General features: G+C 46.0%; 30 protein-coding genes and 1 riboswitch. Of the genes, 29 read left to right on the forward strand and 1 reads right to left on the reverse strand.

Going from position 1 to position 24,982, the window contains the following annotated elements:
* Positions 1-57 precede the first annotated feature (57 nt).
* From ABHN01_RS12075 to ABHN01_RS12135, 13 genes are all read left to right on the forward strand, one after another.
* Positions 58-1,221: a D-alanyl-D-alanine carboxypeptidase family protein gene (locus tag ABHN01_RS12075; RefSeq protein WP_429875728.1), complete on the forward strand. Its 1,164-nt coding sequence runs from the start codon at positions 58-60 to the stop codon at positions 1,219-1,221.
* Between the two features lie 109 nt (positions 1,222-1,330).
* Positions 1,331-1,681, forward strand: a complete 351-nt coding sequence (gene spoIIAA, locus ABHN01_RS12080) for an anti-sigma F factor antagonist (protein ID WP_290400748.1) — start codon at positions 1,331-1,333, stop codon at positions 1,679-1,681.
* 1 nt (position 1,682) lies between these two features.
* Positions 1,683-2,123 (forward strand): anti-sigma F factor, encoded by a 441-nt coding sequence (spoIIAB, locus tag ABHN01_RS12085; protein WP_429875729.1) that lies wholly within the window; start codon positions 1,683-1,685, stop codon positions 2,121-2,123.
* A 12-nt stretch (positions 2,124-2,135) separates the two neighbouring features.
* Positions 2,136-2,891 carry an RNA polymerase sporulation sigma factor SigF gene (sigF, locus tag ABHN01_RS12090; protein ID WP_429875730.1) on the forward strand — a complete coding sequence of 252 codons (756 nt, stop codon included), beginning with the start codon at positions 2,136-2,138 and terminating at the stop codon, positions 2,889-2,891.
* A gap of 228 nt (positions 2,892-3,119) precedes the next feature.
* A complete protein-coding gene (locus ABHN01_RS12095; RefSeq protein ID WP_429875731.1) occupies positions 3,120-3,743 on the forward strand; it encodes a stage V sporulation protein AA in 624 nt (207 codons plus the stop codon).
* The gene (locus tag ABHN01_RS12100; RefSeq protein ID WP_429875732.1) at positions 3,733-4,155 is read left to right on the forward strand and encodes a stage V sporulation protein AB; all 423 of its coding nucleotides are present in this window, start codon (positions 3,733-3,735) and stop codon (positions 4,153-4,155) included. Before ABHN01_RS12095 ends, ABHN01_RS12100 begins: the two co-directional genes overlap by 11 nt.
* A 13-nt stretch (positions 4,156-4,168) precedes the next feature.
* The gene (spoVAC, locus tag ABHN01_RS12105) at positions 4,169-4,627 is read left to right on the forward strand and encodes a stage V sporulation protein AC (RefSeq protein ID WP_429875733.1); all 459 of its coding nucleotides are present in this window, start codon (positions 4,169-4,171) and stop codon (positions 4,625-4,627) included.
* A 13-nt stretch (positions 4,628-4,640) separates the two neighbouring features.
* Positions 4,641-5,660, forward strand: a complete 1,020-nt coding sequence (gene spoVAD, locus ABHN01_RS12110; protein WP_429875734.1) for a stage V sporulation protein AD — start codon at positions 4,641-4,643, stop codon at positions 5,658-5,660.
* Positions 5,660-6,010, forward strand: a complete 351-nt coding sequence (gene spoVAE / locus ABHN01_RS12115) for a stage V sporulation protein AE (protein ID WP_429875735.1) — start codon at positions 5,660-5,662, stop codon at positions 6,008-6,010. The genes spoVAD and spoVAE overlap by 1 nt, the downstream gene beginning before the upstream one ends.
* 5 nt (positions 6,011-6,015) lie before the next feature.
* The gene (locus ABHN01_RS12120) at positions 6,016-6,615 is read left to right on the forward strand and encodes a stage V sporulation protein AE (protein WP_429875736.1); all 600 of its coding nucleotides are present in this window, start codon (positions 6,016-6,018) and stop codon (positions 6,613-6,615) included.
* Positions 6,575-8,056 (forward strand): spore germination protein, encoded by a 1,482-nt coding sequence (locus tag ABHN01_RS12125; RefSeq protein WP_429875737.1) that lies wholly within the window; start codon positions 6,575-6,577, stop codon positions 8,054-8,056. The genes ABHN01_RS12120 and ABHN01_RS12125 overlap by 41 nt, the downstream gene beginning before the upstream one ends.
* Positions 8,057-8,125: 69 nt before the next feature.
* Positions 8,126-8,304: riboswitch (Lysine riboswitch) on the forward strand.
* Between the two features lie 106 nt (positions 8,305-8,410).
* On the forward strand, positions 8,411-9,736 hold the full coding sequence (lysA, locus tag ABHN01_RS12130; RefSeq protein ID WP_429875738.1) for a diaminopimelate decarboxylase: 1,326 nt from the start codon (positions 8,411-8,413) through the stop codon (positions 9,734-9,736).
* Between the two features lie 82 nt (positions 9,737-9,818).
* Positions 9,819-10,253, forward strand: a complete 435-nt coding sequence (locus ABHN01_RS12135; RefSeq protein WP_429875739.1) for a peptidylprolyl isomerase — start codon at positions 9,819-9,821, stop codon at positions 10,251-10,253.
* A 61-nt stretch (positions 10,254-10,314) separates the two neighbouring features.
* Here the strand turns inward: ABHN01_RS12135 and ABHN01_RS12140 are convergent, their stop codons facing one another.
* Entirely contained in the window at positions 10,315-10,833 is a 519-nt protein-coding gene (locus tag ABHN01_RS12140; RefSeq protein ID WP_429875740.1) for a DUF309 domain-containing protein, read from the reverse strand.
* Between the two features lie 127 nt (positions 10,834-10,960).
* On the opposite strand from ABHN01_RS12140, the gene ABHN01_RS12145 reads away from it, so the two are divergent.
* The 16 genes from ABHN01_RS12145 to ABHN01_RS12220 all read left to right on the forward strand — a co-directional run bounded on the left by ABHN01_RS12145 (position 10,961) and on the right by ABHN01_RS12220 (position 24,889).
* Entirely contained in the window at positions 10,961-11,713 is a 753-nt protein-coding gene (locus ABHN01_RS12145) for a segregation/condensation protein A (protein ID WP_429875741.1), read from the forward strand.
* On the forward strand, positions 11,710-12,294 hold the full coding sequence (gene scpB, locus ABHN01_RS12150; RefSeq protein ID WP_429875742.1) for an SMC-Scp complex subunit ScpB: 585 nt from the start codon (positions 11,710-11,712) through the stop codon (positions 12,292-12,294). The genes ABHN01_RS12145 and scpB overlap by 4 nt, the downstream gene beginning before the upstream one ends.
* Positions 12,295-12,315: 21 nt before the next feature.
* Entirely contained in the window at positions 12,316-12,678 is a 363-nt protein-coding gene (locus tag ABHN01_RS12155; protein WP_429875743.1) for a hypothetical protein, read from the forward strand.
* 104 nt (positions 12,679-12,782) lie between these two features.
* Positions 12,783-13,871 carry a type III polyketide synthase gene (locus tag ABHN01_RS12160; RefSeq protein ID WP_429875744.1) on the forward strand — a complete coding sequence of 363 codons (1,089 nt, stop codon included), beginning with the start codon at positions 12,783-12,785 and terminating at the stop codon, positions 13,869-13,871.
* 12 nt (positions 13,872-13,883) lie between these two features.
* Positions 13,884-14,438: an isoprenylcysteine carboxyl methyltransferase family protein gene (locus tag ABHN01_RS12165; protein ID WP_429875745.1), complete on the forward strand. Its 555-nt coding sequence runs from the start codon at positions 13,884-13,886 to the stop codon at positions 14,436-14,438.
* A 74-nt stretch (positions 14,439-14,512) separates the two neighbouring features.
* The gene (locus tag ABHN01_RS12170) at positions 14,513-15,685 is read left to right on the forward strand and encodes a D-alanyl-D-alanine carboxypeptidase family protein (protein WP_429875746.1); all 1,173 of its coding nucleotides are present in this window, start codon (positions 14,513-14,515) and stop codon (positions 15,683-15,685) included.
* Positions 15,678-16,271 carry a nucleoside recognition domain-containing protein gene (locus tag ABHN01_RS12175; RefSeq protein WP_290400731.1) on the forward strand — a complete coding sequence of 198 codons (594 nt, stop codon included), beginning with the start codon at positions 15,678-15,680 and terminating at the stop codon, positions 16,269-16,271. The genes ABHN01_RS12170 and ABHN01_RS12175 overlap by 8 nt, the downstream gene beginning before the upstream one ends.
* A 3-nt stretch (positions 16,272-16,274) precedes the next feature.
* Positions 16,275-16,805 carry a spore maturation protein gene (locus tag ABHN01_RS12180; protein ID WP_290400730.1) on the forward strand — a complete coding sequence of 177 codons (531 nt, stop codon included), beginning with the start codon at positions 16,275-16,277 and terminating at the stop codon, positions 16,803-16,805.
* Positions 16,806-16,912: 107 nt separating this feature from the next.
* Positions 16,913-17,662: a pseudouridine synthase gene (locus ABHN01_RS12185; protein ID WP_290400729.1), complete on the forward strand. Its 750-nt coding sequence runs from the start codon at positions 16,913-16,915 to the stop codon at positions 17,660-17,662.
* Positions 17,663-17,714: 52 nt separating this feature from the next.
* Complete coding sequence (gene resA, locus ABHN01_RS12190; protein WP_429875747.1) at positions 17,715-18,242, forward strand: thiol-disulfide oxidoreductase ResA; 528 nt, start codon at positions 17,715-17,717, stop codon at positions 18,240-18,242.
* Positions 18,243-18,256: 14 nt separating this feature from the next.
* Positions 18,257-19,870: a cytochrome c biogenesis protein ResB gene (resB, locus tag ABHN01_RS12195; protein WP_429875748.1), complete on the forward strand. Its 1,614-nt coding sequence runs from the start codon at positions 18,257-18,259 to the stop codon at positions 19,868-19,870.
* Positions 19,871-19,889: 19 nt separating this feature from the next.
* Complete coding sequence (gene ccsB, locus ABHN01_RS12200) at positions 19,890-21,080, forward strand: c-type cytochrome biogenesis protein CcsB (protein ID WP_290400726.1); 1,191 nt, start codon at positions 19,890-19,892, stop codon at positions 21,078-21,080.
* Between the two features lie 119 nt (positions 21,081-21,199).
* Entirely contained in the window at positions 21,200-21,919 is a 720-nt protein-coding gene (locus ABHN01_RS12205; protein WP_290400725.1) for a response regulator transcription factor, read from the forward strand.
* On the forward strand, positions 21,916-23,706 hold the full coding sequence (locus ABHN01_RS12210; protein ID WP_429875749.1) for an ATP-binding protein: 1,791 nt from the start codon (positions 21,916-21,918) through the stop codon (positions 23,704-23,706). The genes ABHN01_RS12205 and ABHN01_RS12210 overlap by 4 nt, the downstream gene beginning before the upstream one ends.
* 173 nt (positions 23,707-23,879) lie before the next feature.
* Positions 23,880-24,053 carry a hypothetical protein gene (locus ABHN01_RS12215; protein ID WP_290400723.1) on the forward strand — a complete coding sequence of 58 codons (174 nt, stop codon included), beginning with the start codon at positions 23,880-23,882 and terminating at the stop codon, positions 24,051-24,053.
* Positions 24,054-24,079: 26 nt separating this feature from the next.
* Positions 24,080-24,889, forward strand: a complete 810-nt coding sequence (locus ABHN01_RS12220; RefSeq protein ID WP_429875750.1) for a histidinol-phosphatase — start codon at positions 24,080-24,082, stop codon at positions 24,887-24,889.
* Positions 24,890-24,982: the final 93 nt, after the last annotated feature.

Consider the following 24,982-nt stretch of genomic DNA (forward strand, 5'->3'; position numbering starts at 1 on the left):
TATAAACCCAAAATTAATGGAAAAAATAGGGGTATCATGAATTGGAGGGAAAATGCAATGAAACGATACATAATGGTTGCAGTTGCCATGGCGCTACTGCTGTCTGCAGGCGGAGGGCGAACGTTCGCTGCTGAAAAAACATTATCGCTGGCTCCAAATGCATCATCTGCCATTTTAATAGAGCGTGATACAGGGACGGTATTATTTGATAAAAACAGCCACAAAAAATTGCCGCCTGCAAGCATGACGAAAATTATGACGATGATTCTAATCATGGAAACGCTGGATTCCGGTAAAATCAAACTGACCGATCCTGTCCGGGTCAGCGAGTATGCCGCTTCCATGGGTGGATCCCAAATTTTCCTTGAACCGGGCGAAGAGATGACCGTGCATGATCTGATGAAAGGAATTGCGATCGGCAGCGCCAATGATGCATCCGTTGCGATGGCTGAGAAAGTCGGCGGATCCGAATCTTCCTTTGTCGATATGATGAACAAAAAAGCAAAACAGCTGGGGCTTAATGATACCTTCTTTAAAAATGTGACCGGGCTGCCTGCAGCGGGCCATTATTCATCCGCTCATGATATGGCGATCATGGGCAAAGAACTTCTGAAGCATGAAGAAATCACAAAATATACAGGCCAGTATGAGCAATACCTTCGCCAAAACACACCGAACAAATTCTGGCTTGTGAACACGAACAGACTCGTTAAATTTTATCCGGGAACAGATGGTTTAAAGACCGGATTCACTCAAGAGGCCAAATACTGCCTGACCGCGACAGCTAAAAAGCATGACATGCGTGTCATCGCGGTCGTAATGGGAGCACCCAATCCAAAAGAACGAAACAAGCAGATCACATCCATGTTCGACTATGCATTTTCTCAGTACGCAACAAAAAAATTATTTGACCGCCATCAAATCGTGAAACAGGTCAAAATTCAGAAGGCAAACAAGCAGAACCTAGCCGTTGTTACTTCTGAAAGCATTTCTATCCTGTCCAAGCGCGGTGAAAAAGAAAACAAAGTCATTCCAAAGGTTACTGTCATGCCAGATTTAAAAATGCCGATTAAAAAAGGCGAGCAAGTCGGAATGCTGAGCATTGTTAAGGATGGGAAGACAATCACCAAAAGCCCGCTGCTTGCATCGGAAAATGTAAAGAGCGCTTCATGGTGGAGCTTATTCAAACGGACGATCGGCCACATGGCACAATCGAAATAATGCATGAATTGACTAATATGGACGAAATCGCACTAGTTTTGTAACAGTGGAGGATTTCGTCCTTTTGCTATCGAAACATTTTTACATCAAGAAAAAGGAGGAGAGAAAGTTGAGTCTTAACATCGGGCTGGAAATTAAGCATACCGTATTATGTATTCGCCTCGAAGGTGAACTTGACCATCATACTGCTGATGAACTGAGGACGAAGGTTGATGATATTTTAAAGAATAAAAATATTGAACATATTATGCTGAACCTTGAAGGGCTGGCTTTTATGGACAGCTCAGGACTTGGCGTAATCCTTGGAAGGTATAAGCAGATCAAGAGCAATCACGGCGAGATGGTGGTCTGTGCAATCTCTCCGGCGGTCAAGCGTTTATTCGATATGTCTGGCCTTTTTAAGATCATCAGGCTGGAAGAAAACGAAGAGTATGCCCTACAAACATTGGGGGTGGCTTAACATGAGAAACGAAATGAAAATTCAGTTTTCGGCACTGAGCCAGAATGAATCGTTCGCCAGGGTAACTGTTGCTGCGTTCATAGCCCAGCTTGATCCGACGGTGGATGAACTGACCGAGATTAAGACCGTCGTCTCTGAAGCGGTGACCAACGCGATCATTCATGGATACGAAAACCGAGCGGATGGAATTGTATACATTGAAGCGGTTCTTGACGAGGATATGGTGAAACTGACGATTAGGGATAAAGGGATTGGAATTCAAGACCTGGATGAGGCGAGACAGCCATTGTTCACCTCTAAGCCGGAGCTTGAACGTTCTGGTATGGGCTTTACAATCATGGAGAATTTTATGGACGAGGTGGAAGTGATCTCCGAACCTTCCTATGGCACCACGATTCACTTGACTAAATTCCTGGCAAAAAATAAAGCGGTTATCAATTAAGGAGTATGCCTTATGGATGTCGAGGTTAAAGGCGGTAAGAATGAATCGTTCTTTAAGGATGAGGAAATCAAGTTACTGATCAAACGAAGCCAGGGAGGCGACCAGTCTGCCCGAGACCTGATCGTGGAGAAAAACATGCGCCTTGTCTGGTCTGTTGTACAGCGTTTTATCAACAGGGGATACGAACCTGACGACCTTTTTCAAATCGGAAGCATCGGCCTTCTGAAATCAGTGGATAAGTTTGACTTGAGTTATGATGTCCGCTTTTCCACGTATGCCGTTCCTATGATCATCGGAGAGATCCAGCGGTTCATCCGGGATGATGGAACAGTTAAGGTCAGCAGGTCCTTGAAGGAAATGGGGAACAAAGTAAGAAAAGCGAAGGATGAGCTTGCAAAAGTGCTCGGCAGGACACCGACTGTTAACGAGGTTGCTGAAAAACTGGACATCACGGTTGAGGAAGTTGTGCTTGCACAGGAAGCAGTGCGTGCACCTACGTCGATCCACGAAACCGTTTATGAAAACGACGGAGATCCCATCACTCTCCTCGACCAGATCGCTGATACGGCCGAGAACAAGTGGTTTGATAAGATCACGCTGCAGGAAGCCATTGAATCCCTGGACGAAAGGGAGCGGGTCATCGTGTACCTCCGTTACTACAAAGACCAGACACAGTCGGAAGTAGCTGAACGCCTTGGAATATCACAAGTGCAAGTCTCCCGCCTTGAAAAGAAAATATTAGCTCAGATGAAGAGCCAGATGGATTAACAGTCCATCTGGCTTTTCTTTTTGAATGAATTGACTTAGCTGTCCTCAAGGTGGCTTCACTCATACCCCTCAACACAAAAAAGCGTATTGCTGGAGCTTGTCGGACATTAGCAAGGCGCCTGCGCTTTTCTTTTTGGGAATTGATGGATAATCATCGGATGAAGAATGAGACAACTTTACCAAATACATACTAAAAACGTATGTCGAAGATAATCAGGAGGTACAACCATGCAGGAATCTACTGTTTACATACGCATGAGACAAAAGGTTCAGGTTGTTCTTCAGCAGCCCGTTACACTTGAAACGGTCGCACAAATCGTCGCATCTCCTTCAGCTTTCAAAAAGCTGAAGGACCTGGTCATTTATCAGGTTAAACCGGCGGATAAGCACTTGGTTGTTATTGATGTGATGAAGGTAGTTAAACAGATATGGGAGGTGCTGCCGAATTGCGAGGTCCAAACGGTCGGTCCCGCCCAGACGATACTGGAGATCCAGTTTAAGAAGAAAAAGATGGCGGCAGTCTATTTTGTACTCGTTTGGCTGCTCCTATTTATCGGTTCAGCTCTCGCAATCATGAACTTCCATGAAGATGTGAGTATGCAGATCGTCCATCAAAAGATCTATCACATGATTACCGGCAGTTATAATAGTCAGCCGCTCCTTCTGCAGATCCCTTATTCTTTTGGTCTTGGGCTCGGGATGGTCTTATTTTTTAACCATGTGTTCAAAAAGAGACTGAACGAAGAACCAAGCCCGCTGGAAGTAGAGATGTTTAAGTACCAGCAGGACCTTGACCAGTATGTCATTATTCATGAGAACAAAGAAACCGAGAAGAAGATTCATGGGGATTAAGAGTCTGTTCCTTGCGTTCATCGGATTTGGCGGAGGCATTGCGGTTGGTTCTGGGGTTGTTGCTTTTCTAACCGTTCTCGGAATTATTCCCCGCCTGATGCAGCTGAGTAAAACGTACTGTTTTATACGCGCGTATGAATGGAGTGTTGTGTTGGGGGCAGTGATCGGCGGTTGGCTGAACTTGCGGAATGCTTCTTTTCATTGCTCGCCGATGCTGCTTATCGCGATCGGGCTCTTCAGCGGTGTGTTTATAGGAATGCTCGCAGCCGCACTGACGGAAGTATTGAATGTCCTTCCGATCCTGGCAAAAAGGATTGGATTTGGAGAAAAGCTTCTGGTAATCATCATGGCGATTGTTTTAGGAAAAGTGCTGGGCTCTTTGTTTCATTGGATAGTATACGTAAATCAATAAGATAGGAGAAAAGATGATGTCGAATAAAGAACAGCAGCAGGCTTACGCAGAAAAGATCAAGCCTTTGCAACCAAAACCACCGTATTTTTTGAACTGTCTGAAGGCCTTTTTAGTGGGAGGGTTCATCTGCATTATAGGAGAAGCCCTCCAGAAGTTTTATATGACCTATTTTAATTTTAATGAACAGACAGCAGGCAATCCAACTGCAGCCACGCTGATCCTCATCTCAGCTTTGCTGACAGGCATTGGCGTGTATGACAAGATCGGACAATTCGGAGGAGCAGGATCGGCAGTTCCGGTAACTGGATTCGCCAACGCTGTGACGAGTGCTGCTCTGGAACATAAGAGTGAAGGCATTGTCCTTGGTATCGCTACGAATCTGTTCAAACTGGCGGGGGCTGTTATTGTTTTCGGAGCTGTATCCGCTTATATCTTCGGAATGATCCGGTACGCATTTAAAATTTTAATGTAAAGGAACGATGGGTATGAAACTTCTCGGCAGGCAAACATGGAAATTTGGAGATGAGGTTTATTTAAATTCAACGGGAACGGCTGCAGGGCCCATGGAAAGCGAGGGGCCGCTCGGAGCGATGTTTGACGTGAAATACAACGATCTTCATTGCAACGAGAAGAACTGGGAACTGGCAGAACGGCGATTGATGGAAGATTCGATCGAAAGCTGTTTGAAAAAGGCGAAATTGAAGAACACGGATATTAACTTTTTCCTTGCCGGCGATCTCCTTAATCAAGTCGTAACCGCGAACTACGCAGCTAGAACCAATGAGATCCCGTTTCTAGGTGTCTTCGGTGCATGTTCCACTTCGATGGAATCTCTTGCAGTTGGTGCAGCTTTAGTGGACGGCGGATATGCCAAACGTGTAGTGGCAGCGGTCAGTTCACATAACGCAACAGCAGAGCGCCAATTCCGGTACCCGACTGAATATGGCGGACAGAAACCGGATACCGCAACATTCACAGTGACAGGAGCAGGGGCCGCTCTCGTCAGCAGTGAACCGTCATCTATAAAAATAACCGCTGCGACGATCGGAAAAGTAAAAGACTTCGGGATCAAGGATCCTTTTGATATGGGCTCAGCGATGGCGCCAGCAGCAGCAGATACCATCGCGGCTCATCTTAAAGAGACAGGAAATGACCCCGATTACTACGATTTAATCGTAACCGGGGACCTTTCTGCAGTCGGGGCCCCGATCGTGAAGATGCTCTTAAGTGAGCGAGGAGTTGATATCTCAAAGAACCACAGAGATTGCGGACTGATGGTGTATCGGCCGGATCAGGAAGTGTTCGCCGGGGGAAGCGGATGCGCCTGTTCTGCAGTCGTAACATACGGCCATCTTGTAAAAGAACTCCAATCAGGTCATTTGAAACGGATTCTGGTCGTTGCCACTGGGGCACTCCTGAATCCGACCATGATCCAGCAAAAGGAATCCATACCTACGATCGCTCATGGAGTGGTCCTTGAAAGTACAAAGGGGGGGCATAACTAATGGAGTATCTTTGGGCATTTTTAGTGGGAGGCGCCATTTGTGTGGTCGGCCAGATCCTGATGGATGTGTTTAAATTAACCCCTGCACACGTCACCAGCTCCTTTGTTGTCGCGGGAGCTGCACTGGATGCATTCGGCATTTATGATAATCTTATAAAATTTGCAGGCGGAGGAGCTACTGTTCCGATCACGAGCTTTGGACATAATCTGCTGCACGGTGCGATGGCATCTTCAGAAGATCATGGCTTTATCGGGATCGCCATGGGAATCTTTGAACTGACGTCTGCCGGGATCTCTTCTGCTATTCTATTCGGTTTTTTGGTCGCTTTAATCTTTAAGCCTAAGGGGTGAAAACAGTGGGAAAAAAGCGTGTCATCCTCATTACAGACGGAGATTTATATGCTCTGCGGGCAGTAGAGCATGTAGCCAGAAAAATAGGTGGACGCTGTATTTCCCAGTCCTGGGGGAACCCTTCAAAAATTAGCGGGCACCAGCTTGTCAAAATGATCCTGCAGACACCGTACGATCCCGTCCTCGTCATGTTCGATGATTGCGGGTTTCGCGGGGAGGGCCCGGGAGAGCTCGCAATGAGAATCGTGTGCAGCCATCCGGACATCGAAGTGCTTGGTGCGATAGCCGTCGCATCCAAAACCCGTTATTCGGAATGGACCAAAGTCCATTTTTCCATCGACCGTTATGGGGCCTTTACTGAATACGGAATCGACAAGAGCGGGCTTCCTGATATTGAGACAGGAAGAATCAACGGAGACACGGTGTATATTCTTGACGAATTAAACCTCCCGATGGTCATCGGGATCGGTGATATCGGAAAGATGGCCGGCCATGACGCGGTCGAAAAAGGAGCCCCGATCACAAGTCTGGCGGTGGCGACCATTTTAGAAAGGAGCGGTTATCATGCAGGGATCGAAAGAACAGCAGAAGACACCAATCAGTAAAAAAATCCAAGAAAACGAACATCAGCTGAAAAAACGGCTGGGAATCGGAATCAGCTTTGATGTGGGTGTCAGAAAACTGTACGTAATGAAGAAAGAAGTTCAGATCTATTACTGTACAGGTTTATGCGACAGCCTATTTATTATTGAGATCATGAGAGAGCTCATGGATATGGACCATGGGCATCGTGCGCCCTCCAATGTAAAAGAGGTACTTCATAACCATCTGTCTCACCAGCAGGTGGAACTGACCGATAATTTGGAGATCGCTATTGACCGCATGCTTTCTGGATTGATTTCGGTCTTTCTTGAAGGGGAGGACCAAGCGTTCATCGTGGACGTACGTAGCTATCCTGGCAGACAGCCGGAAGAACCGGACGTTGAAAAGGTCGTCCGCGGCTCCCGTGATGGATACACGGAAAATATCATCATCAATACGGCCCTTACCCGAAGGCGGATCAGGGATGAACGGCTGCGGCATGAAATCATGCAGGTCGGCGAGCGGTCCAAGACCGACATCTGCATCTGCTATATTGAAGACATCGCCGATCCGGGGCTCGTCGACCTCGTAAAACAAGAATTGCAGAGCATTAACATCGATGGCATCCCAATGGCGGATAAGACGATCGAAGAGTTTCTTCTCAAGCAGGGCTGGGATCCCTTTCCCCTCGTCCGTTATACGGAGAGGCCGGATGTAGCTGCTCAGCATCTCATGGAAGGGCATGTTCTGATTATTACAGATACAAGCCCATCGGTCATCATTACGCCGACCACTTACTTCCATCATATTCAGCATGCAGAGGAGTTCAGGCAGACCCCTATGGTAGGGGCCTTTCTCCGGTGGGTACGATTCACGGGGATCGTCGCTTCGCTGCTGCTTCTGCCGCTATGGTATCTCTACGCCACTCAGGATGGACTTCTGCCCCCCAACATAGACTTTATCGGCCCGAACAAGACGACGCACATCCCCTTATTCCTTCAGATCCTCTTCGCTGAGATTGGGATAGAAATACTGAGGGTAGCGGCCATCCATACACCCAGTCCGCTGTCGACGGCGATGGGATTGATAGCAGCCGTATTGATCGGCCAGATCGCGATCGATGTCGGGCTCTTCGTTCCAGAAGTAATTCTCTATGTTGCTGTGGCTGCGATTGGAGGATTCTCGACTCCAAGCTACGAGCTGAGTATAGCCAACAAGATGCTGCGTCTGCTGCTGCTCATCTTGACGGCCATCTTCCATGTTCCAGGCCTTGTAGGGGGATCTACCGTTTTAATCCTTTATCTCTGTTCGATGAAAAACCTGAACACTCCTTACTTATGGCCATTCATTCCGTTTAACGCCAAAGCGTTCCTGCAGATCGTCATCAGGATCGCCGTGCCGCTCTCAAATATCAGGCCGAGCATCGTTCATCCACAGAACAGCAAAAAACAGCCGACTTCCTGAGAAGTATTGCCGAAATAATAAATTTGTGATAAATTTGTTCATAACAATTGGATATGCCTCATTTATTGATAATGGGGTAGAGGCGCAAAGCGGATGAGTAGGATGATGGAGTGAATGGACATGAAGAAATCATTTTAAAGGCCAATTTGCCGAAGTGTGAAGATGGTCCATACATCCTCATGCTGGGTCGCTGCCGAACAGACAGCGGACTGTCACTGCAATGCACGCAGTGGAGAACTATTCCGGCAAATGGGGGTACGGTATAAGACAGTTAATGTACCTTATTACATTAGCTGTCTTTATTTTTATGTCGGAACAGAATCTCTAATGGAAAAGCAGAGGGGAGAATCTTTCATGTATTTACACGGTACAAGTTCAATCAATGATGATAACCACTTAACAATCGGCGGGGTTGACACGGTTCAGCTGGCGCATGAATATGGTACACCGCTTTACATTTATGATGTGGAGCTGATCAGACAGCGGGCGAGGTCTTTCAAGAAGGCGTTTGAGGATCAAGGGATCAAGGCACAGGTCGCATATGCAAGCAAAGCGTTTTCCTGTCTCGCGCAAGTCCAGCTGATGGATGAGGAAGGGATGAGCCTGGATGTCGTTTCAGGAGGAGAACTTTACACTGCGCTTTCGGCAGGTTTCCCTGCGGACCGGATCCATTTTCATGGAAACAACAAAAGCTATGAAGAACTGCAATACGCGCTTCAGTCGGACATCGGTTGCTTTGTCGTCGATAACTTTCATGAACTCCGCATGCTTGAAAGCTTGTGCAATCAGCACAACAAGGATACATCCATCCTGCTGAGGATCACTCCGGGAATTGAAGCACACACCCATGAGTACATTCTCACAGGACAGGAGGATTCCAAATTTGGTTTTGACCTTCAGAACGGGCAGGCGGAAGAGGCTGTTCTCGAATCGCTTGAATCGCGCCATCTGAACCTTTTGGGCGTTCATTTCCATATCGGTTCACAAATCTTTGAGACAGCGGGATTCGTGTTGGCCATTCAAAAACTCTATGGGTTTCTTCAGAACTGGGATAAAAAATATTCGTTCGTTCCTGTAGTTTTAAATCTGGGAGGCGGTTTTGGGATCCGCTACACAGAAGAAGATGAACCGCTCGAACCGAAAGAATACATCGATGCGATGATAGGGGAGATTACAAGGCTATCCGCAGCGTCTTCTCTTCCGATACCGGAGATCTGGATTGAACCCGGCCGTTCACTTGTAGGGGATGCAGGAACGACGATCTACTCGGTCGGCTCACAAAAAGAAATTCCTTCTGTTCGCCACTACGTGGCGGTGGATGGAGGCATGAGCGATAATATCCGTCCTGCACTTTATCAGGCGCAGTACGAAGCAGCGCTGGCGAACAGGGCCGGTGAAAAAGGGACGAAAAAAGTATCAATCGCTGGAAAATGCTGTGAATCAGGAGATATGCTGATCTGGGATATCGTACTGCCTGAAGCAAGGACCGGAGACTTGCTGGCCGTGTTCTGTACGGGTGCCTATGGCTATTCCATGTCCAACAATTACAATCGCATTCCGAGACCCGCAGTCGTGTTCGCGGAAAAAGGAGAAGGCCGACTCGTCGTTAGAAGAGAATCGTATGAAGACCTTTTACGCCTGGATCTTCCTTTAAAGAATGGCGTGTTTGCCGGCAATTAAGAAGTGCTAGCTGACCTCGCTGGACTCTGAGGCAAAAAAAGCATAAAATAATGGAGTATGTTGAATTCAGGAGGTTATTTCAATGAAAAAAGGTTCAATTGAATTTGAAAACGGCGAAAAAATTATGCTCGAATTTTATCCAGAAGAAGCACCTGGTACGGTCGCTAACTTTGAAAAATTAGCGAACGAAGGATTCTACAATGGTGTAACGTTCCACCGTGTCATCCCAGGCTTCGTAGCACAAGGGGGAGACCCAACAGGAACAGGTGCAGGCGGTCCTGGCTATACGATCAAATGCGAAACTGCCGGCAACACGCACAAACACGTAGCTGGTTCACTTTCTATGGCACATGCTGGAAAAGACACAGGCGGAAGCCAATTCTTTATCGTTCATGAGCCGCAGCCTCACCTAAACGGCGTGCATACTGTTTTCGGACAAGTTACTGAAGGCATGGATACTGTTTTAAGAATCAAGCAAGGCGACGTTATGAAAGAAGTAAAAGTTTGGGAAGAATAAAACAAGAGAAAACCCCCGGTTAGCCGGGGGTTTTTTGGTGGAAATTCATTCTTTGGCAAGATCAGCTGTTCTTTTTCAGCCGCAGTTTTTTTTGAGCCTCCCGTTCGCGGATCACCTCGCTCCGGTCACGAAGCTTATGTTTATGAACGATTAGCTCATCATCCATATTGCTTTCTCTGCCCCAGACCGAGCCTTCTTTTTCGATGCGTTCACAGCAAAGATTGATCAGTAATGGATCCGCAAGAGGGAGGTCAACATCTCTAAAAGGAACGAGCCGTTCTATTTCATCCAATCGTTTGCCAAGCACTTCCAATAATGCCTCATACTTAAGACCCAGACGCTCAATCTCCTCTTTATGTACAGTCAGTTTATCGATCGCGCTCTTCATCATCCGGAGTGCGCCATTATAATTGCCTCTCCGCTGATGGTACAGGGAGACCGCTATCTGGATCAGACCGACCCACACGCCGTTATGCTGCCCTTCGTCTTTCCAATGCTCTTCAAGTACTTCATGGCATTCGAAAAAGTCCCTCGATCCATGGAAGTAGGTTAGATATTCGATGTATGCTTCCGGGTACATGAAATGGCCTCCTTGTTTCTCTTCTACATATATCTTACTAAAATTTTTGAAATGCTTAAAAGGAACTGCGTTTAAAATATGGTATAATTCCGGTACGATAAAGAATTTGACTACAGGGGTTACTACTATGAAGTATAGCGTGAAAGTCGATGCATTTGAAGGGCCGCTCGATCTCCTTCTGCATCTGATCACTTCGTACGAGATTGATATATACGATATACCTGTTGCTGCGATTACAGAACAATATATGAACTATATACATACGATGCAGGAATTAAAACTGGACGTGGCCAGCGAGTACCTCGTCATGGCGGCAACGCTGCTCGCCATCAAGAGCAAGATGCTCCTTCCCAAACAGGAGGTACAGGATTTTGATCAGCAGATGGAGATCGAGATGGATGAGGATCCAAGGGAAGACCTCGTCCGCAGGCTTATAGAATACCGGAAATTCAAGCAGGCTGCCGTCGGCCTGAAAGAGAAAGAAACGGCCAGAAGCATGATCTTTACAAGAGAGGCTATGGATCTGACATATTATGAGAGTCAGGAAGAAGATGTTAATCCCGTAGCTAACGTTACGATCTATGACATGCTCGCGGCAATGCAGAAGATTTTTACGAAAAAGCTGGAGAAGGCGCCAAGAAGAACAACGATTGAACGACAGGAGATACCGATCGAGACAAGGATGAAGCAGATAATAAATGATATCCGTTCTTCGGGCAGGAGAAAATTCTCGGAACTGTTTGCGTCATCAAACAGGGAACAGCTCGTCATAACGTTTCTTGCGGTTCTTGAGCTCATGAAGACAAAAGATGTGACGTGTGAACAGGAAAACAATTTTAGTGAAATTTTTATTTATGCAACAAAGGAGAATGAAGTTTGAGTCAATCAGCAGAACATAAAGCAGTCATTGAGGGACTAATATTTGTATCAGGAGAGGAGGGCATTGACAAAAAGCAGATCGCCGACGTTCTGCAGATCACCGTGGCTTCGGTCGAAGAACTGCTTGTTGAGCTGATCCAGAGCTACAAATCTGAAGAGAGAGGCATGGAAATCATAGAGATCGCCGGTTCCTTCCAGTTTGTCACAAAGCGAGAGCATGCAGCTTATTATGAACGGCTTGTGTCTGCTCCCTCCCACGCCAGTCTATCTCAGGCTGCTTTGGAAACTCTTGCCATCATCGCCTATAAACAGCCGATTACACGGGCTGAGATTGAGGAAGTCAGAGGAGTGAAGACCGAAAAGCCGCTGCAGACGCTCTCCACAAAAGGCCTTATCACTGAAACAGGCCGTGCAGAAGGAACCGGGCGGGCCATTCTTTATGGAACAACTAAAAACTTTTTGGAGCATTTCGGCCTAAAATCATTACAGGAACTTCCTCCGCTGCCTGAACAGGTGAACGATCAGTCCATCGAAGAGGAAGCGGATCTGTTTTTTTCAAAGTTTCAAGAGACGATGGAATAAAGAGGACAGGAGCTGAATGCTTTGAAAATTAAAGCATGTACCGGCTATGAGCTGGTGAAGGAAAAGCCAAACTCGCCAGAAGAATTCTTTAACCGTTCAGAGGTGGTCTATGAACAGGATGGAAACGAAAGGAGTCTTCAGCTGCTGTATGTGAAATATTTTGAAGAACGGCTTCAGCCTCTCATCTCCGAACAATTGGCCACAGAGAACGGAGAACAGCTGATGATCAAAGACATCGCAGCACTTGCAGCCTTGCTTCAGTTAAAGGAAGCCCAAAAACGAAGAAGGATTTACATGAACAATGAAGAAAACTTTCGGTCTCTTTTTCAGAACATGGACTGGGTGGAATTAAAAGAAATCTGGAAAAAAGCGAAGCACCGTTGAAAAAGCGTCTCCTTTCGGGAGACTTTTTTTGTGGCTGCAAATACTGGCGTAAAACGGGTGCAAAGAGGGAAAACTTATAGAACAACCTATACGGAGGTTCAAACATGCCCAAAATAGTATCCGTCCAAACCACTAATCTTCCACATAAGCTGAAACAGGAGCAGGCTCTCGAATTTGCACGAGGGTTATTTTCTTCGTCGTTTAAAGATATTGAGAGACTTTTAAAAGTATTTCACAACGGCGAAATTGAGACAAGGCATTTCACAAAACCGCTGGAATGGTTCAAGGAAACACATACTCTTCAGGAGAAAAACGATATTTACATTGAGACTGCAACGAAGTATGGGAGCAGGGCAATTAGTAAATGCCTGCAGGATTCCCCATTTTTGAACCGTAAAGTCAATTTCCAGGAAATTGATGCGATTTTCTTTATTTCCAGTTCAGGGTTTTCTACACCGAGCATTGAGGCGAGAATCATGAACGAGCTCCCATTCTCGCCGCATACAAAACGGGTGCCGATCTGGGGGCTTGGCTGTGCAGGAGGGGCTGCCGGTTTTTCAAGGGCATATGACTATTGCCGTGCGTATCCAAAAGCATGCGTTCTCGTTCTTAGTGTGGAGCTTTGCAGTTTAACGTTTCAGCACGATGATCACAGTAAGAGCAACCTTGTCGGGACATCACTCTTTTCAGATGGCGTGGGATGTGCGCTTCTTTGCGGAGATGAATCTGATGTGGCAGAAGCTTCAGCCCTTCTGTCCATTCCCGAAGTGAAGGATACCATGTCAACCCTTATGCCAAATTCCGAAGATGTGATGGGATGGGATGTGAAAGACAACGGGCTATACGTTGTGTTTTCACGGGACATTCCAAATATCATACGGGAATGGCTTAAACCGAATGTAGATGAGTTTCTCGAAAATAACAATTTATCCGGACGAGACATACAGCACTTTATCGCTCATCCCGGAGGTAAAAAAGTATTGGACGCCTATTTGGATGCACTGGAGATGCGGCCTGAGAAGACGGCGATATCCAAAGCGGTGCTCAGGGAATTTGGCAATATGTCGTCCGCTACGGTGTTTTATGTCATGGAACGGTTTATGGCAAGAATGCCGGATAAGGGTGAAACCGGACTGATGGCTGCACTGGGACCTGGTTTTTCTTCTGAACTGCTGTATATTCAATGGTCGTAAGGGGGAGATGCTATGTTTTTTCTTTTTCTCGGTATGCTCATTCTTCAAAGGCTGGGAGAGCTCTTCATAGCCAGGAGGAATGAAAAGCTGATGCTTTCCAAAGGAGCAGTTGAGGCAGGGCAGCGACATTACAAATGGATGGTCATGATCCATGCTTCTTTTTTTGTTTCATTGTTTTTGGAAGTCACACTTTTCCATAAAGAGCCCGCCGCATGGTGGTGGATTCCCTTCTCCGTCTTTTTACTGGCACAGCTTGCCCGTGTTTGGTGCCTGACAACGCTGGGAATGTATTGGAACACAAAGATTATTATACTACCCGGGGCACAAGTGGTGGCAAGAGGGCCATACAAATATATCAGACATCCAAACTATTGTATTGTAACCCTTGAGATCATTACGATACCGCTTGTTTTCCAGGCCTATTTCACAGGCTTTCTTTTTCTTGCTTTTAATGCATTGATCCTTTCTGTCCGCATTCCGGCAGAAGAAAGAGCTCTTAAGGAAGCAACCGATTACAGTCAGCGGTTTGGCCGGAAACAAAGGTTCATTCCAAGTGATAAAACATAATTGGATATAATTTACCATCATAACCGTCCTGTTTTTGCATAAACTTGTACAAAACAACTAAGGACGGGATACATATGCTCTATACAACGAAAAAATGGATATTGCCGATACTAATAGCCATCTTGGCCTTTGTTTGTACACCATTTGCCGCTCATGCGGACGGGCCTGGTGTTTCAGCTAGGGCTGCCATCCTTATGGATCAGGATTCAGGCAGGATTCTATATGCAAGAAACGAACACCGGCAAATGAGGATCGCAAGCATTACGAAGATCATGACTGCTATCCTTGCCATCGAGTCCGGAAAACTTCAGGACCGGGTGAAGGTTAGTGATAGAGCGACGAAAACGGAAGGCTCATCGCTTTATTTAAAGCCTGGTGAGCGCATTCCCCTGAAAGATCTCATATACGGTCTCATGCTTCGTTCGGGAAATGATTCAGCAGTGGCCATCGCTGAATATGTCGGAGGCAGCCTCGACGGCTTCGTATACATGATGAATCAAAAAGCACAGGAGATCGGGATGAAGAACACGCTGTTCCGCAACCCTCATGGGCTGGATGATCATGATGACCATTATTCCACCGCTTACGACATGGCGGTGCTCACACGTTATGCGATGGAGAATCGGCAGTTTAGCGAGATTTCAGCCTCGGAAATCTACCGTTCGCCGCAAGAAGGTGAAAAATGGGACCGAGTCTGGCGCAATAAGAATAAAATGCTAAAACGGTATCCTTATTCTACGGGAGGAAAAACGGGCTATACGAAGCTTGCAAAACGGACGCTCGTATCAACGGCCAAGAAAGATGGAATGGGGCTGATCGCTGTAACACTGAACGATCCAAACGACTGGGATGATCATGCGGCAATGTTCAATTGGGGATTTCAATCGTTCGATCTGGTCAGAGTGGTAAAAAAAGGGGTAGTGGGCGGAATCAAGCTGAAAGCCTATAAAAATAAGATTGAAGCCTCAAGAGATCTTCGTTATCCACTGATGAAAACCGAGAAAAAACAAATTCAGAAATCCGTCACCCTGTATCAGCCTCCAAAAGGCGGAAAATGGAAGGATGGGGCGGTTCCTAAACCGATTGGCAAAATGAAAGTGATGCTGGGGGACACGATGATTGCAGACATGCCTCTGTATTATGAGGGAAAAGGTTTGGTGAAGGAAGACAGCAAGAGCTTCTGGAGTGTGTTTAAAGATATGGTGGCTTTCCTATTCTCCATCACCTCAGGTGCAAAACATGGTTAATTATATTTGGGTAGGAATGATGGTGATTGGATTTATTGTCGCCATGCTGACTGGAAACGTGGATAAAGTGAATGCTGCTGTGTTTAAAAGCGCTCAGGAAGCGGTAACCATCAGCCTTGGAATGGTCAGTATCCTGGTTTTTTGGCTAGGGCTTATGAAAATTGCGGAAAAGGGCGGTCTCCTTGAAATGCTCGCCCTGCTCTTCCGCCCTCTCGTCAAACGGCTTTTCCCTGATGTTCCAGAGGGCCATCCGGCACTTGGATATATATTATCCAACATGGTAGCGAATCTCTTTGGTCTGGGGAACGCAGCGACACCTATGGGAATTAAAGCGATGGAACAGCTTAAGAAATTGAACGGGGGAAAGAATGAAGCGAGCCGGTCGATGATCACTCTTCTCGCCATCAACACGTCGAGCATCACGTTAATTCCTACAACCATTATTGCGATCAGAATGAATTATGGATCCTCCAATCCAACAGACATTGTAGGTACAACACTGCTGGCTACTGCCGTCTCAACGGTGTTTGCACTTTGTATTGACCGTTTTTTCTATTATCGGTCGATCAGGAAGGGGAAAAAGTAGATTATGAGTTTCATAAATTCATTTTCCATCTGGTTTATCCCTTTTTTAATCGGTTTAATCCTGCTGTATGGAACAGTGAAAAAAGTACCGACCTATGAAGCGTTTGTGGAAGGAGGCAAAGAAGGTTTCTCTCTTGCGGTCTCCATGATTCCTTACCTGGTGGGGATGCTTGTTTCCATCTCTGTGTTCCGAGCCTCAGGTGCTCTTGATCTGCTGCTGGACTTCGGCAAACCGATATTTGACTTGATACACGTGCCCGGTGAAGTAGTGCCGCTTGGGCTGATGCGCACAATCTCTGGAAGCGGAGCGCTAGGCATGACCTCTGACCTTATTGCTTCGCATGGGCCTGATTCATTCATTGGCAGGCTGGCTTCTACCATTCAAGGAAGCACGGATACGACGTTCTACGTATTGACGGTCTACTTTGGTGCTGTTGGCATCCGCAAGATGGGATACGCGCTGAAAGTCGGACTCCTTGCAGACTTGGTGGGTTTTATTGCATCCATTGTCGTCGTTACCATCGTATTTTCATAGAACACACCGAATCTTCATGGTTCGGTGTGTTTTTGTGTCAAGAAGATGTCAATGCTCAACTTGAGAAATAAAGATGTACAGAGTATGATGTTAAATGAGGTGAAATCATGGAACGTTTACAAAAGGTAATTGCCCAGAGCGGAATTACATCAAGGCGTAAAGCTGAAGAGTTGATATTGGAAGGAAAAGTTAAAGTCAACGGATCCGTTGTGCAGGAGCTTGGCACGAAGGTTACCGCAAAGGACCGCATTGAAGTGAATGGAGTGCAGATAGAAAGGGAGGCACCGGTGTATTTTCTGCTGTACAAGCCATCTGGTGTCATTACCGCTGTTTCAGATGATAAAGGAAGAAAAGTCGTAACCGATTATTTTCAGGATATCGTAGAGGAACGCATTTTTCCTGTCGGCCGTTTGGATTATGACACATCTGGTGTATTGATCATGACCAATGACGGAGCATTCGCCAATGAACTGATGCATCCCAAATACAAGGTGGACAAATCATATATCGCCAAAGTTAAAGGAATTCCTGAACGCGAAGTGCTGAAAAAAATGGAAAAAGGTGTCATGCTTGAGGATGGAAAGACAGCGCCTGCAAAAGTGAAGTTCATCTCAGGGGACAGAAAGAAACAAACCTCTATTATTGAGCTGATCATCCATGAAGGAAGAAACCGGCAAGTCAGAAGAATGTTTGAAGCGATCGGGCATCCGGTTATGAAACTGAAGAGGGAGCGCTATGCGTTTTTAGATGTGAAAGGTCTCAATCCCGGTGAATTTAGAGAACTGACACCGCATGAAGTCAAACAGCTTCGCAACCAAGCTGTCACACAACCGTCAAAAAAGAGAGGCCATAAATAAAATTTCAAGCGTTATAGTTAAGTTGGGAACATATAAGATGGGGGCGTCATAATTGAAAAAGAAAAGAAGACTGGTGTTTCGCTCAATTCTTCTTGCCATCATAGCCATTGCCGTCGGTTATACCTTCTATAATAATGTGTTTCAAGACAGGAACGGCAGTGTGCAAAAGGGAAATAAAGCACCCGATTTTGAGCTGACGGATTTGCAGGGAAACAAAGTCCGGCTGTCAGACTATAAAGGCAAAGGAGTGTTCCTGAACTTCTGGGGAACATGGTGCAAGCCTTGTCGGCGGGAGATGCCGTACATGCAAAAAGAGTATAAAAAGTATCAGAAACAAGGAGTAGAGATTCTCGCCGTCAATGTCGGGGAATCCAATGTTTCTGTAAAAAACTTTGCAGACCGGTTCCATTTGTCTTTCCCCATTCCGCTCGATGGTTCTCGTGAAGTGACGAAAGCTTATGGCATAGGTCCCATTCCAACAACATTCCTTGTTGACAAGAATGGAAACATCATTGAAAAAACGAGTGAATCATTATCCAATCAAACAATTAAAACGTACATGGAAAAAATCAAGCCGTAACGGGGTGTGCAAAATTGAAAACCATACAATGTGAATGCGGCCACAAGAATCCGTTCGGAACTGAGATTTGTGAATCGTGCGGGAAGCCGTTAAGCAACGAACATTCGGGAGAGCTCATCAACATGAGATATGAGGGCAGCGCGGTTCGTTCACAGACCTACAATAAAACCTTTATCGATAAGATTTGGAACTTCTTTTCTTCTGTAAAAGTAGGCATTGGAATTATCATTGTCATCCTGGTAGCGGCTGCGATCGGCACTATATTTCCGCAGGAAATGTACATACCTCCCAATGTGGATCCAACGACGTATTATAAACAAGAGTACGGCACTCCGGGGCAGATCTTCTATCTGCTCGGTTTTCACAATCTATACGGGTCTTGGTGGTTTTTACTGCTGCTCGCCGCTTTAGGTATTTCTTTAATTATTGTGAGTATTGACAGGGGTGTTCCCCTATACAGGGCCTTAAAGCACCAGCGGGTGACACGCCATGAAAGCTTTATGAAAAGACAGCGCCTTTTTGCAGTTTCAGATCATGGAATTTCATTTGAACAAGTGAAGAAGGTTCTCTTGGGAAAGCGCTACAAAATAAAAGAAGACAACGGCAATATCCTCGCTGAGAAGAACCGATTTTCCAGATGGGGCCCATACGTAAACCATACCGGGCTCATCATCTTCCTGATCGGTGCCATGCTCCGTTTCTTCCCTGGCATGTATACCGATCAGACCCTCTGGATCAGAGAAGGGGAGACGGCCGCCATCCCTGGCACAAAAACGGATGAAGGCCAGTACTATGCCAAGAACCATAAATTCGTCATGGAGCTCTACAATAAAAAGGACAAGCAGTTTTCCAATGCACTGAATCAGGTGAACAACGAGGTGCCGAAGAACTATCAGAGCAATGTCACGCTTTATCATGCCGATCCTTCACATGTGGTTGGAGAAGCTCCACAACTGAAAAAAGTCAAAGATGCTAAGATCAAAGTGAACGAGCCGCTTGCTTTTGGGGACTATGCCCTCTATCAAGTGGATTTCAAGCTGAACGAGTTTCATAGAATGAACCTGAAGCTTGAAAAGAAATCGACGGGCAAAAGCTTTGGAGAAATCAAGATCAATCTCTTTAATCCTAAATCCGAGTATAATCTTGGAAACGGCTACAAAGTGAAAATGATAGAATATTTCCCTAACTTCAAGCTTGATGAAGACGGCCAGCCTGCAACAGAAAACAGTGTTCCCGACAATCCTGCATTCGTATTTAAGATGTTTACTCCTGAAACACCAAAAGGAGAAACCGCTTTTATTGGAATCCGGAAGAACGTCGAGGCCGGAAAGAACAAGTATAAGATGACTTTCTCCGGACTCGAAACCAAAAACGTATCAGCATTAACCGTGAAAAAAGACAGAACACTTCCAATCATTATCGTTGGCGGAATCATCTTCATGCTTGGAGTAGTTCAGGGTCTGTACTGGAACCACCGCAGAATTTGGATTCAGCAGAAAAACGGGCAATTGTGGATCGCTGCCCATACGAATAAAAACTGGTTTGGCCTGAAAAAAGAAATGCAGGCCATATCACAGGAATCCGGGCTGGTCATGCCTGTTGACCAAAGCGACGAAAAAAGCGCTTAAGCCCTGACAGGAGGTTATTATGGCTGAACTTAGCAGTAATCTGCTTTATATCGCCTTTATTATCTATCTAATTGCAACAGCCGTCTTTGCCATGTCGCTTTCCGACAAAAAAGGAAACGAGAAAGCAGCTTATACCAGGAAGTGGGGGAGAATCGGATATGGTCTTTCCATCCTGGGCTTTATTTCACAGCTTGGATATTTCGTTACGCGGTGGATCGCGAGCGGCCATGCTCCGGTCAGCAACCTTTTTGAATTTACAACGTTCTTCGGAATGATGATGGTGTTTGCTTTCATTCTGTTGTATGGCATCTACAGAACGAATGCCCTCGGGGTTTTTGCGATGCCGATCGCCCTGCTGGTCATCGCATACGGAAGCATGTTCCCGAGAGATATCGCACCGCTGATTCCAGCCCTTCAAAGTGACTGGCTGAAAATACACGTAACAACTGCAGCACTCGGAGAAGGGATCCTGTCGATCTCATTTGTAGCAGGTTTCATCTATCTGATCCGCATGGTCGACCAAACGGTTTCTTCCAAAAAGACAAAGATGATTGAAATCATCATGTACCTGCTCTTATGTGTGCTTGGATTCGTGCTTGTCAGTGCAATCTCTTCTGCTGCTGGTTATGAGACGAAATTTGATTGGACGGACAAGAAGGATCAAAAAACTGAGCTCACGTATAATGTGCCGGCTCTTGTCGGTCCGCCGAATGGAACACAGGCAGACAATCACTTCGGACCGCTTCTGAACGCTCCTTCCTGGATGAACGGTGAAGAAGCGCCGAAGAAATTTAATACATTCATTTGGTCCCTGCTTACGGGCGGTGTGCTGTATGGCATCATCCGGCTGATCTTAAGAAAACGGATCGCGGCAGCCATTCAGCCAAAGCTCAAGAATTTAAAACCGGATCTTGTGGATGAGATCAGCTATCGATCGGTGGCCATTGGTTTTCCTGTCTTTACACTTGGCGCTCTCATTTTTGCGATGATCTGGGCTCAGCAGGCATGGACAAGGTTCTGGGGATGGGATCCAAAGGAGGTTTGGGCTCTGATCACGTTCCTGTTCTATGCTGCCTATCTGCACTTCAGGCTTTCACGGGGCTGGCATGGCGAAAAGTCTGCCTGGCTTTGCGTCATCGGTTTTGTCATCATCATGTTCAACCTGGTTGCGGTGAACCTGGTCATTTCCGGACTGCATTCTTACGCGTAAATATGGAGAAAGCCAAACCCTTCATGTCAGGATTTAATGCCTGGTATGAAGGGTTTTGTGATATACAGAGTGTTCATGTATGATAGAAGAGCAGATACATAAGAAATGGAGGAACAGCAGTGGAAAAAGAAGCAAAAATTCTTGTTGTTGATGATGAAGAAAGGATTCGCAAGCTCTTAAAAATGTATCTTGAAAGAGAAAATTATGATGTAGATGAAGCGGAGAACGGAGAGGAAGCGCTTGACTACTCTTTGACCTTAAATTATGACCTCATCTTGCTGGACGTGATGATGCCGGGTATGGATGGTATGGAAGTCTGTGAAAAACTGCGTCAAAGGAAAGCGACGCCTGTCATCATGCTTACGGCAAAAGGAGAAGAGATGAACCGGATCCACGGCTTTGAATCCGGTGCTGATGATTATATCGTAAAACCTTTCAGCCCAAGGGAGGTCATCCTGAGAGTGAAGGCGCTGCTGCGCAGGTCTTCATCAACTAAGTTCCTTCAGACGGAATCCGTCGCTAAAAATATTATCGTATTCCCGCATCTGACGATTGATCATGACGCACACCGCGTGATCGCCGGAGGAAAGGAAGTCAATCTTACGCCAAAAGAGTACGAGCTGCTGTATTATCTGGCGAAGACACCGGATAAAGTATATGCGAGGGAGCAGCTTTTAAAAGATGTATGGAACTATGAGTTCTTCGGTGATCTGCGGACAGTAGACACGCATGTTAAACGTCTTCGTGAGAAGCTAAACAAAGTTTCACCGGAAGCAGCCTCGATGATTGCGACGGTCTGGGGAGTGGGCTACAAATTTGAGGTAGCCGAACAACAATGATCTGGCGCAGTGTAGTCGGAAAGCTCTGGGTAACCATATTACTTTTGGTTTCCGTCGTCCTTTTTATTTTAACTGTCCTGCTTACACAATTCGTAGAGAGATACCACGATGAACAGGCAGAACAGCAGCTCACCAAGCTTGCTAAAAAAATGGTGGAGCTCGTTGAACATTATGACGACAGGGAAGAGGCTTTGCGCATTTCCTCAGAACTGGTCGATGCATACTCATTAAATGCTATGTTCATCATGGATAAAAAGGAGTATTATTCCCCCGTTCCGAAGAAAAACGAGGAACCGGATTTGCCCGTAAAGGTGTTCTTCAAAAATGAATCCCTGTCCTCTGTCTACAAAAATGGGGATAAGGTCGTAAAAAAAGGCGACTTTCCGGTAATGTCAAAAGGGAAAGAAAAACATAACAGGCTGTTGATCGTCGGATTGCCTTTTAAAATGCAAAACGGAAAAACGGGTGCGGTCTATATCTACCAGTCACTTGAAAACATTGCTGAAAGCACGAACTATACGAAGCGTTTGATCTTTTTATCAGCGGGCATCGCGATCATTTTAACAACCATTTTTGCCTTCTTTCTCTCTACCCGGATAACGGCCCCGCTCAGAAAAATGAGGGAGGCAGCCTCTCATATGGCAAGAGGAGAGTTTGATATGAAGGTTCCTATGCTGACACATGACGAGATCGGCGAGCTTGCCATGGCCTTTAACAGGATGGGAAGACAGCTGAAAAACTTTATCACTGCTCTGAATCAGGAAAAGGAACAGCTGTCAGGAATCTTGAGTTCGATGGCGGACGGGGTCATTACCTTTGACAGAAGGATGAGCATCCTCGTGTCCAATCCACCTGCTGAACGGTTCCTGCAGGCCTGGTATTATGAACAGGGCATGGATCGCCGCGAGGAAGGAACTCTGCCTGATGAGCTGACGGAGTTGTTTGAAAATGTGGTTACGCTCGAAAAAGAACAGTACATTGAAATTGATATTCAGGGGAGAAGCTGGGTGGTAGTCATGACGCCTCTCTATAATCAGTCGTATGTCAGGGGAGCAGTCGCTGTCTTAAGGGACATGACGGAAGAGAGACGGATGGATAAATTAAGAAAAGATTTTATCGCGAACGTCTCTCATGAACTCCGAACACCCATCGCCATGCTGCAAGGCTACAGTGAAGCCATCGTTGATGATGTGGCAGGCTCGAAGGAAGAAGAAAAGGAAATCGTCAGGATCATACATGATGAATCTCTCCGCATGGGCCGTCTCGTAAATGAACTGCTCGACCTTGCCAGACTGGAAGCCGGACAGATGAAGCTTCACCCGGTCAATGTGCAGGTTACTGAATTTTTTGAACGGGTCGTTCGCAAGTTTTACGGCATCGCACGAGAGAGGGAGATTGATCTTTCACTGACCATCGATACAGACGGGATGGCCCAATTCGATCCTGACCGGATCGAACAGGTTCTGACCAATCTGATCGATAATGCGCTCCGCCATACCGCAAGCAGCGGCAAAGTTTCCATCCGGGTCGGCGATACAGGGAAAAGATTAAAAATAGAAGTGACCGACAACGGCTCGGGAATTGCCGATGAAGACCTTCCTTTCGTTTTTGAACGGTTTTATAAAGCGGATAAAGCAAGGACACGCGGCAAGAAAGGCGGCACCGGCCTCGGTCTGGCGATCGCCAAAAATATCGTGGTCAGCCACGGAGGAACGATCTCTGTTCACAGCAAGCTGAACGAAGGGACGACGTTTTCGTTCTTTTTGCCGCTAGCTGTTGAAGAATAGGAAAACGGCTCGATTTTTCTTGTTCCATAAGAAACAAAATGAATCATGGATGAAAACAAAACAAACGGCGATGAACTTCACCCAGTTGAAGTTTCACTAATGCCGTTTTTTTGTTCTGTTTCATACATAGACGCATAACATGAAAAGGTGATTCTAGTTTCAGGGAGGATAAGATGAAAGATTATGGACGACGTTTTCTTGTTGTTTTGGCCATCACCTTGTGCATCGGCATTCTGTTTGTGGGCGGGAAAGGAGGGAATGCAAAGTCAGGAGAAAGTTTTGAAAAACACTTGAAGGAACCGGAAATTCATGATACAAAAGTTGATAAGGATTTGCATCAGAATTAGGTTGGACAATTTGAGGAGGAGCAAGCTTGCCGACAGACTATCACAATCATTTAGAAAAAGGAACGCTCACACTGGACTATCTTGAAAAATTTGTTGCACAGGCTAAGGAAAGAGAGATCAGCCACTTCGGAATCTCCGAACATGCCTACCATTTTTACCAAACAAAAGATATTGTGAGCAAGCCTTGGATGGAAGAACGCAGATACTATGACATGAAAGACTATGTAAACTTGTTTCATGAGGCATGGTCTAAGGATCTCGATGTAAAGATGTCAATTGAGATGGATTATACGCCAGGACGTCACAAAGAGATGAAACGTTTTATATCAAGCTATGATTTTGATTATGTGATAGGTTCTGTCCATTGGGTAGGGGACTTTGGCATTGATCTCGCAGAGTTCCGCAAGGAGTGGGACAGAAGGGATCTATATGATGTATACCGGCAATATTATGACCAAGTCGTCACGCTGGCAGAGTCTAACCTATTTGATATCATCGGCCATATCGACCTTGTTAAAATTTTTAACTACATACCGAAAGATGAAGAATTTCTTCTTGAACAGTATGAACGGGCAACAGACGCTCTAAAAAATTCAAAAACGTGCGTAGAGATCTCTACTGCAGGGCTGCGAAAACCGGTCCAGCGTCTGTATCCAGAGCCTGTTCTTTTAAAGATGTGCCGCAGCAAAGGGATTCCAATCGTGTTTTCTTCCGATGCCCATGAGCCTTCACATGTGGGCTTGGATTATGAACAGGCATTTGAGCTTGCGAGAGAAGCTGGTTATACGTCTGTAATGACCTTTGATAAGGGAGAAAGAAAAGAAATCGCGTTTTAACAAAAAAGGCATGGAGACAGCAGTCTCCATGCTTTTTTTATCCTTTAGAGCCGCAGACTAGAGAAATTCAGCAGGCTGACAGAGCTTTTAAAA

The organism is Fictibacillus sp. NRS-1165 (assembly GCF_050468105.1).
Taxonomy (GTDB): Bacteria; Bacillota; Bacilli; order Bacillales; family Fictibacillaceae; genus Fictibacillus_C; species Fictibacillus_C terrinigri.

What these genes read in the sequence shown, in the direction of transcription:
- ABHN01_RS12075 (WP_429875728.1), top strand. Translation starts at nt 58, where the DNA reads ATGAAACGATACATAATGGTTGCAGTTGCCATGGCGCTACTGCTGTCT.
- spoIIAB (WP_429875729.1), top strand. Translation starts at nt 1,683, where the DNA reads ATGAGAAACGAAATGAAAATTCAGTTTTCGGCACTGAGCCAGAATGAA.
- sigF (WP_429875730.1), top strand. Translation starts at nt 2,136, where the DNA reads ATGGATGTCGAGGTTAAAGGCGGTAAGAATGAATCGTTCTTTAAGGAT.
- ABHN01_RS12095 (WP_429875731.1), top strand. Translation starts at nt 3,120, where the DNA reads ATGCAGGAATCTACTGTTTACATACGCATGAGACAAAAGGTTCAGGTT.
- ABHN01_RS12100 (WP_429875732.1), top strand. Translation starts at nt 3,733, where the DNA reads ATGGGGATTAAGAGTCTGTTCCTTGCGTTCATCGGATTTGGCGGAGGC.
- spoVAC (WP_429875733.1), top strand. Translation starts at nt 4,169, where the DNA reads ATGATGTCGAATAAAGAACAGCAGCAGGCTTACGCAGAAAAGATCAAG.
- spoVAD (WP_429875734.1), top strand. Translation starts at nt 4,641, where the DNA reads ATGAAACTTCTCGGCAGGCAAACATGGAAATTTGGAGATGAGGTTTAT.
- spoVAE (WP_429875735.1), top strand. Translation starts at nt 5,660, where the DNA reads ATGGAGTATCTTTGGGCATTTTTAGTGGGAGGCGCCATTTGTGTGGTC.
- ABHN01_RS12125 (WP_429875737.1), top strand. Translation starts at nt 6,575, where the DNA reads ATGCAGGGATCGAAAGAACAGCAGAAGACACCAATCAGTAAAAAAATC.
- lysA (WP_429875738.1), top strand. Translation starts at nt 8,411, where the DNA reads ATGTATTTACACGGTACAAGTTCAATCAATGATGATAACCACTTAACA.
- ABHN01_RS12135 (WP_429875739.1), top strand. Translation starts at nt 9,819, where the DNA reads ATGAAAAAAGGTTCAATTGAATTTGAAAACGGCGAAAAAATTATGCTC.
- ABHN01_RS12140 (WP_429875740.1), bottom strand. Translation starts at nt 10,833, where the DNA reads ATGTACCCGGAAGCATACATCGAATATCTAACCTACTTCCATGGATCG.
- ABHN01_RS12145 (WP_429875741.1), top strand. Translation starts at nt 10,961, where the DNA reads ATGAAGTATAGCGTGAAAGTCGATGCATTTGAAGGGCCGCTCGATCTC.
- ABHN01_RS12160 (WP_429875744.1), top strand. Translation starts at nt 12,783, where the DNA reads ATGCCCAAAATAGTATCCGTCCAAACCACTAATCTTCCACATAAGCTG.
- ABHN01_RS12165 (WP_429875745.1), top strand. Translation starts at nt 13,884, where the DNA reads ATGTTTTTTCTTTTTCTCGGTATGCTCATTCTTCAAAGGCTGGGAGAG.
- ABHN01_RS12170 (WP_429875746.1), top strand. Translation starts at nt 14,513, where the DNA reads ATGCTCTATACAACGAAAAAATGGATATTGCCGATACTAATAGCCATC.
- ABHN01_RS12175 (WP_290400731.1), top strand. Translation starts at nt 15,678, where the DNA reads ATGGTTAATTATATTTGGGTAGGAATGATGGTGATTGGATTTATTGTC.
- ABHN01_RS12180 (WP_290400730.1), top strand. Translation starts at nt 16,275, where the DNA reads ATGAGTTTCATAAATTCATTTTCCATCTGGTTTATCCCTTTTTTAATC.
- ABHN01_RS12185 (WP_290400729.1), top strand. Translation starts at nt 16,913, where the DNA reads ATGGAACGTTTACAAAAGGTAATTGCCCAGAGCGGAATTACATCAAGG.
- ccsB (WP_290400726.1), top strand. Translation starts at nt 19,890, where the DNA reads ATGGCTGAACTTAGCAGTAATCTGCTTTATATCGCCTTTATTATCTAT.
- ABHN01_RS12210 (WP_429875749.1), top strand. Translation starts at nt 21,916, where the DNA reads ATGATCTGGCGCAGTGTAGTCGGAAAGCTCTGGGTAACCATATTACTT.
- ABHN01_RS12215 (WP_290400723.1), top strand. Translation starts at nt 23,880, where the DNA reads ATGAAAGATTATGGACGACGTTTTCTTGTTGTTTTGGCCATCACCTTG.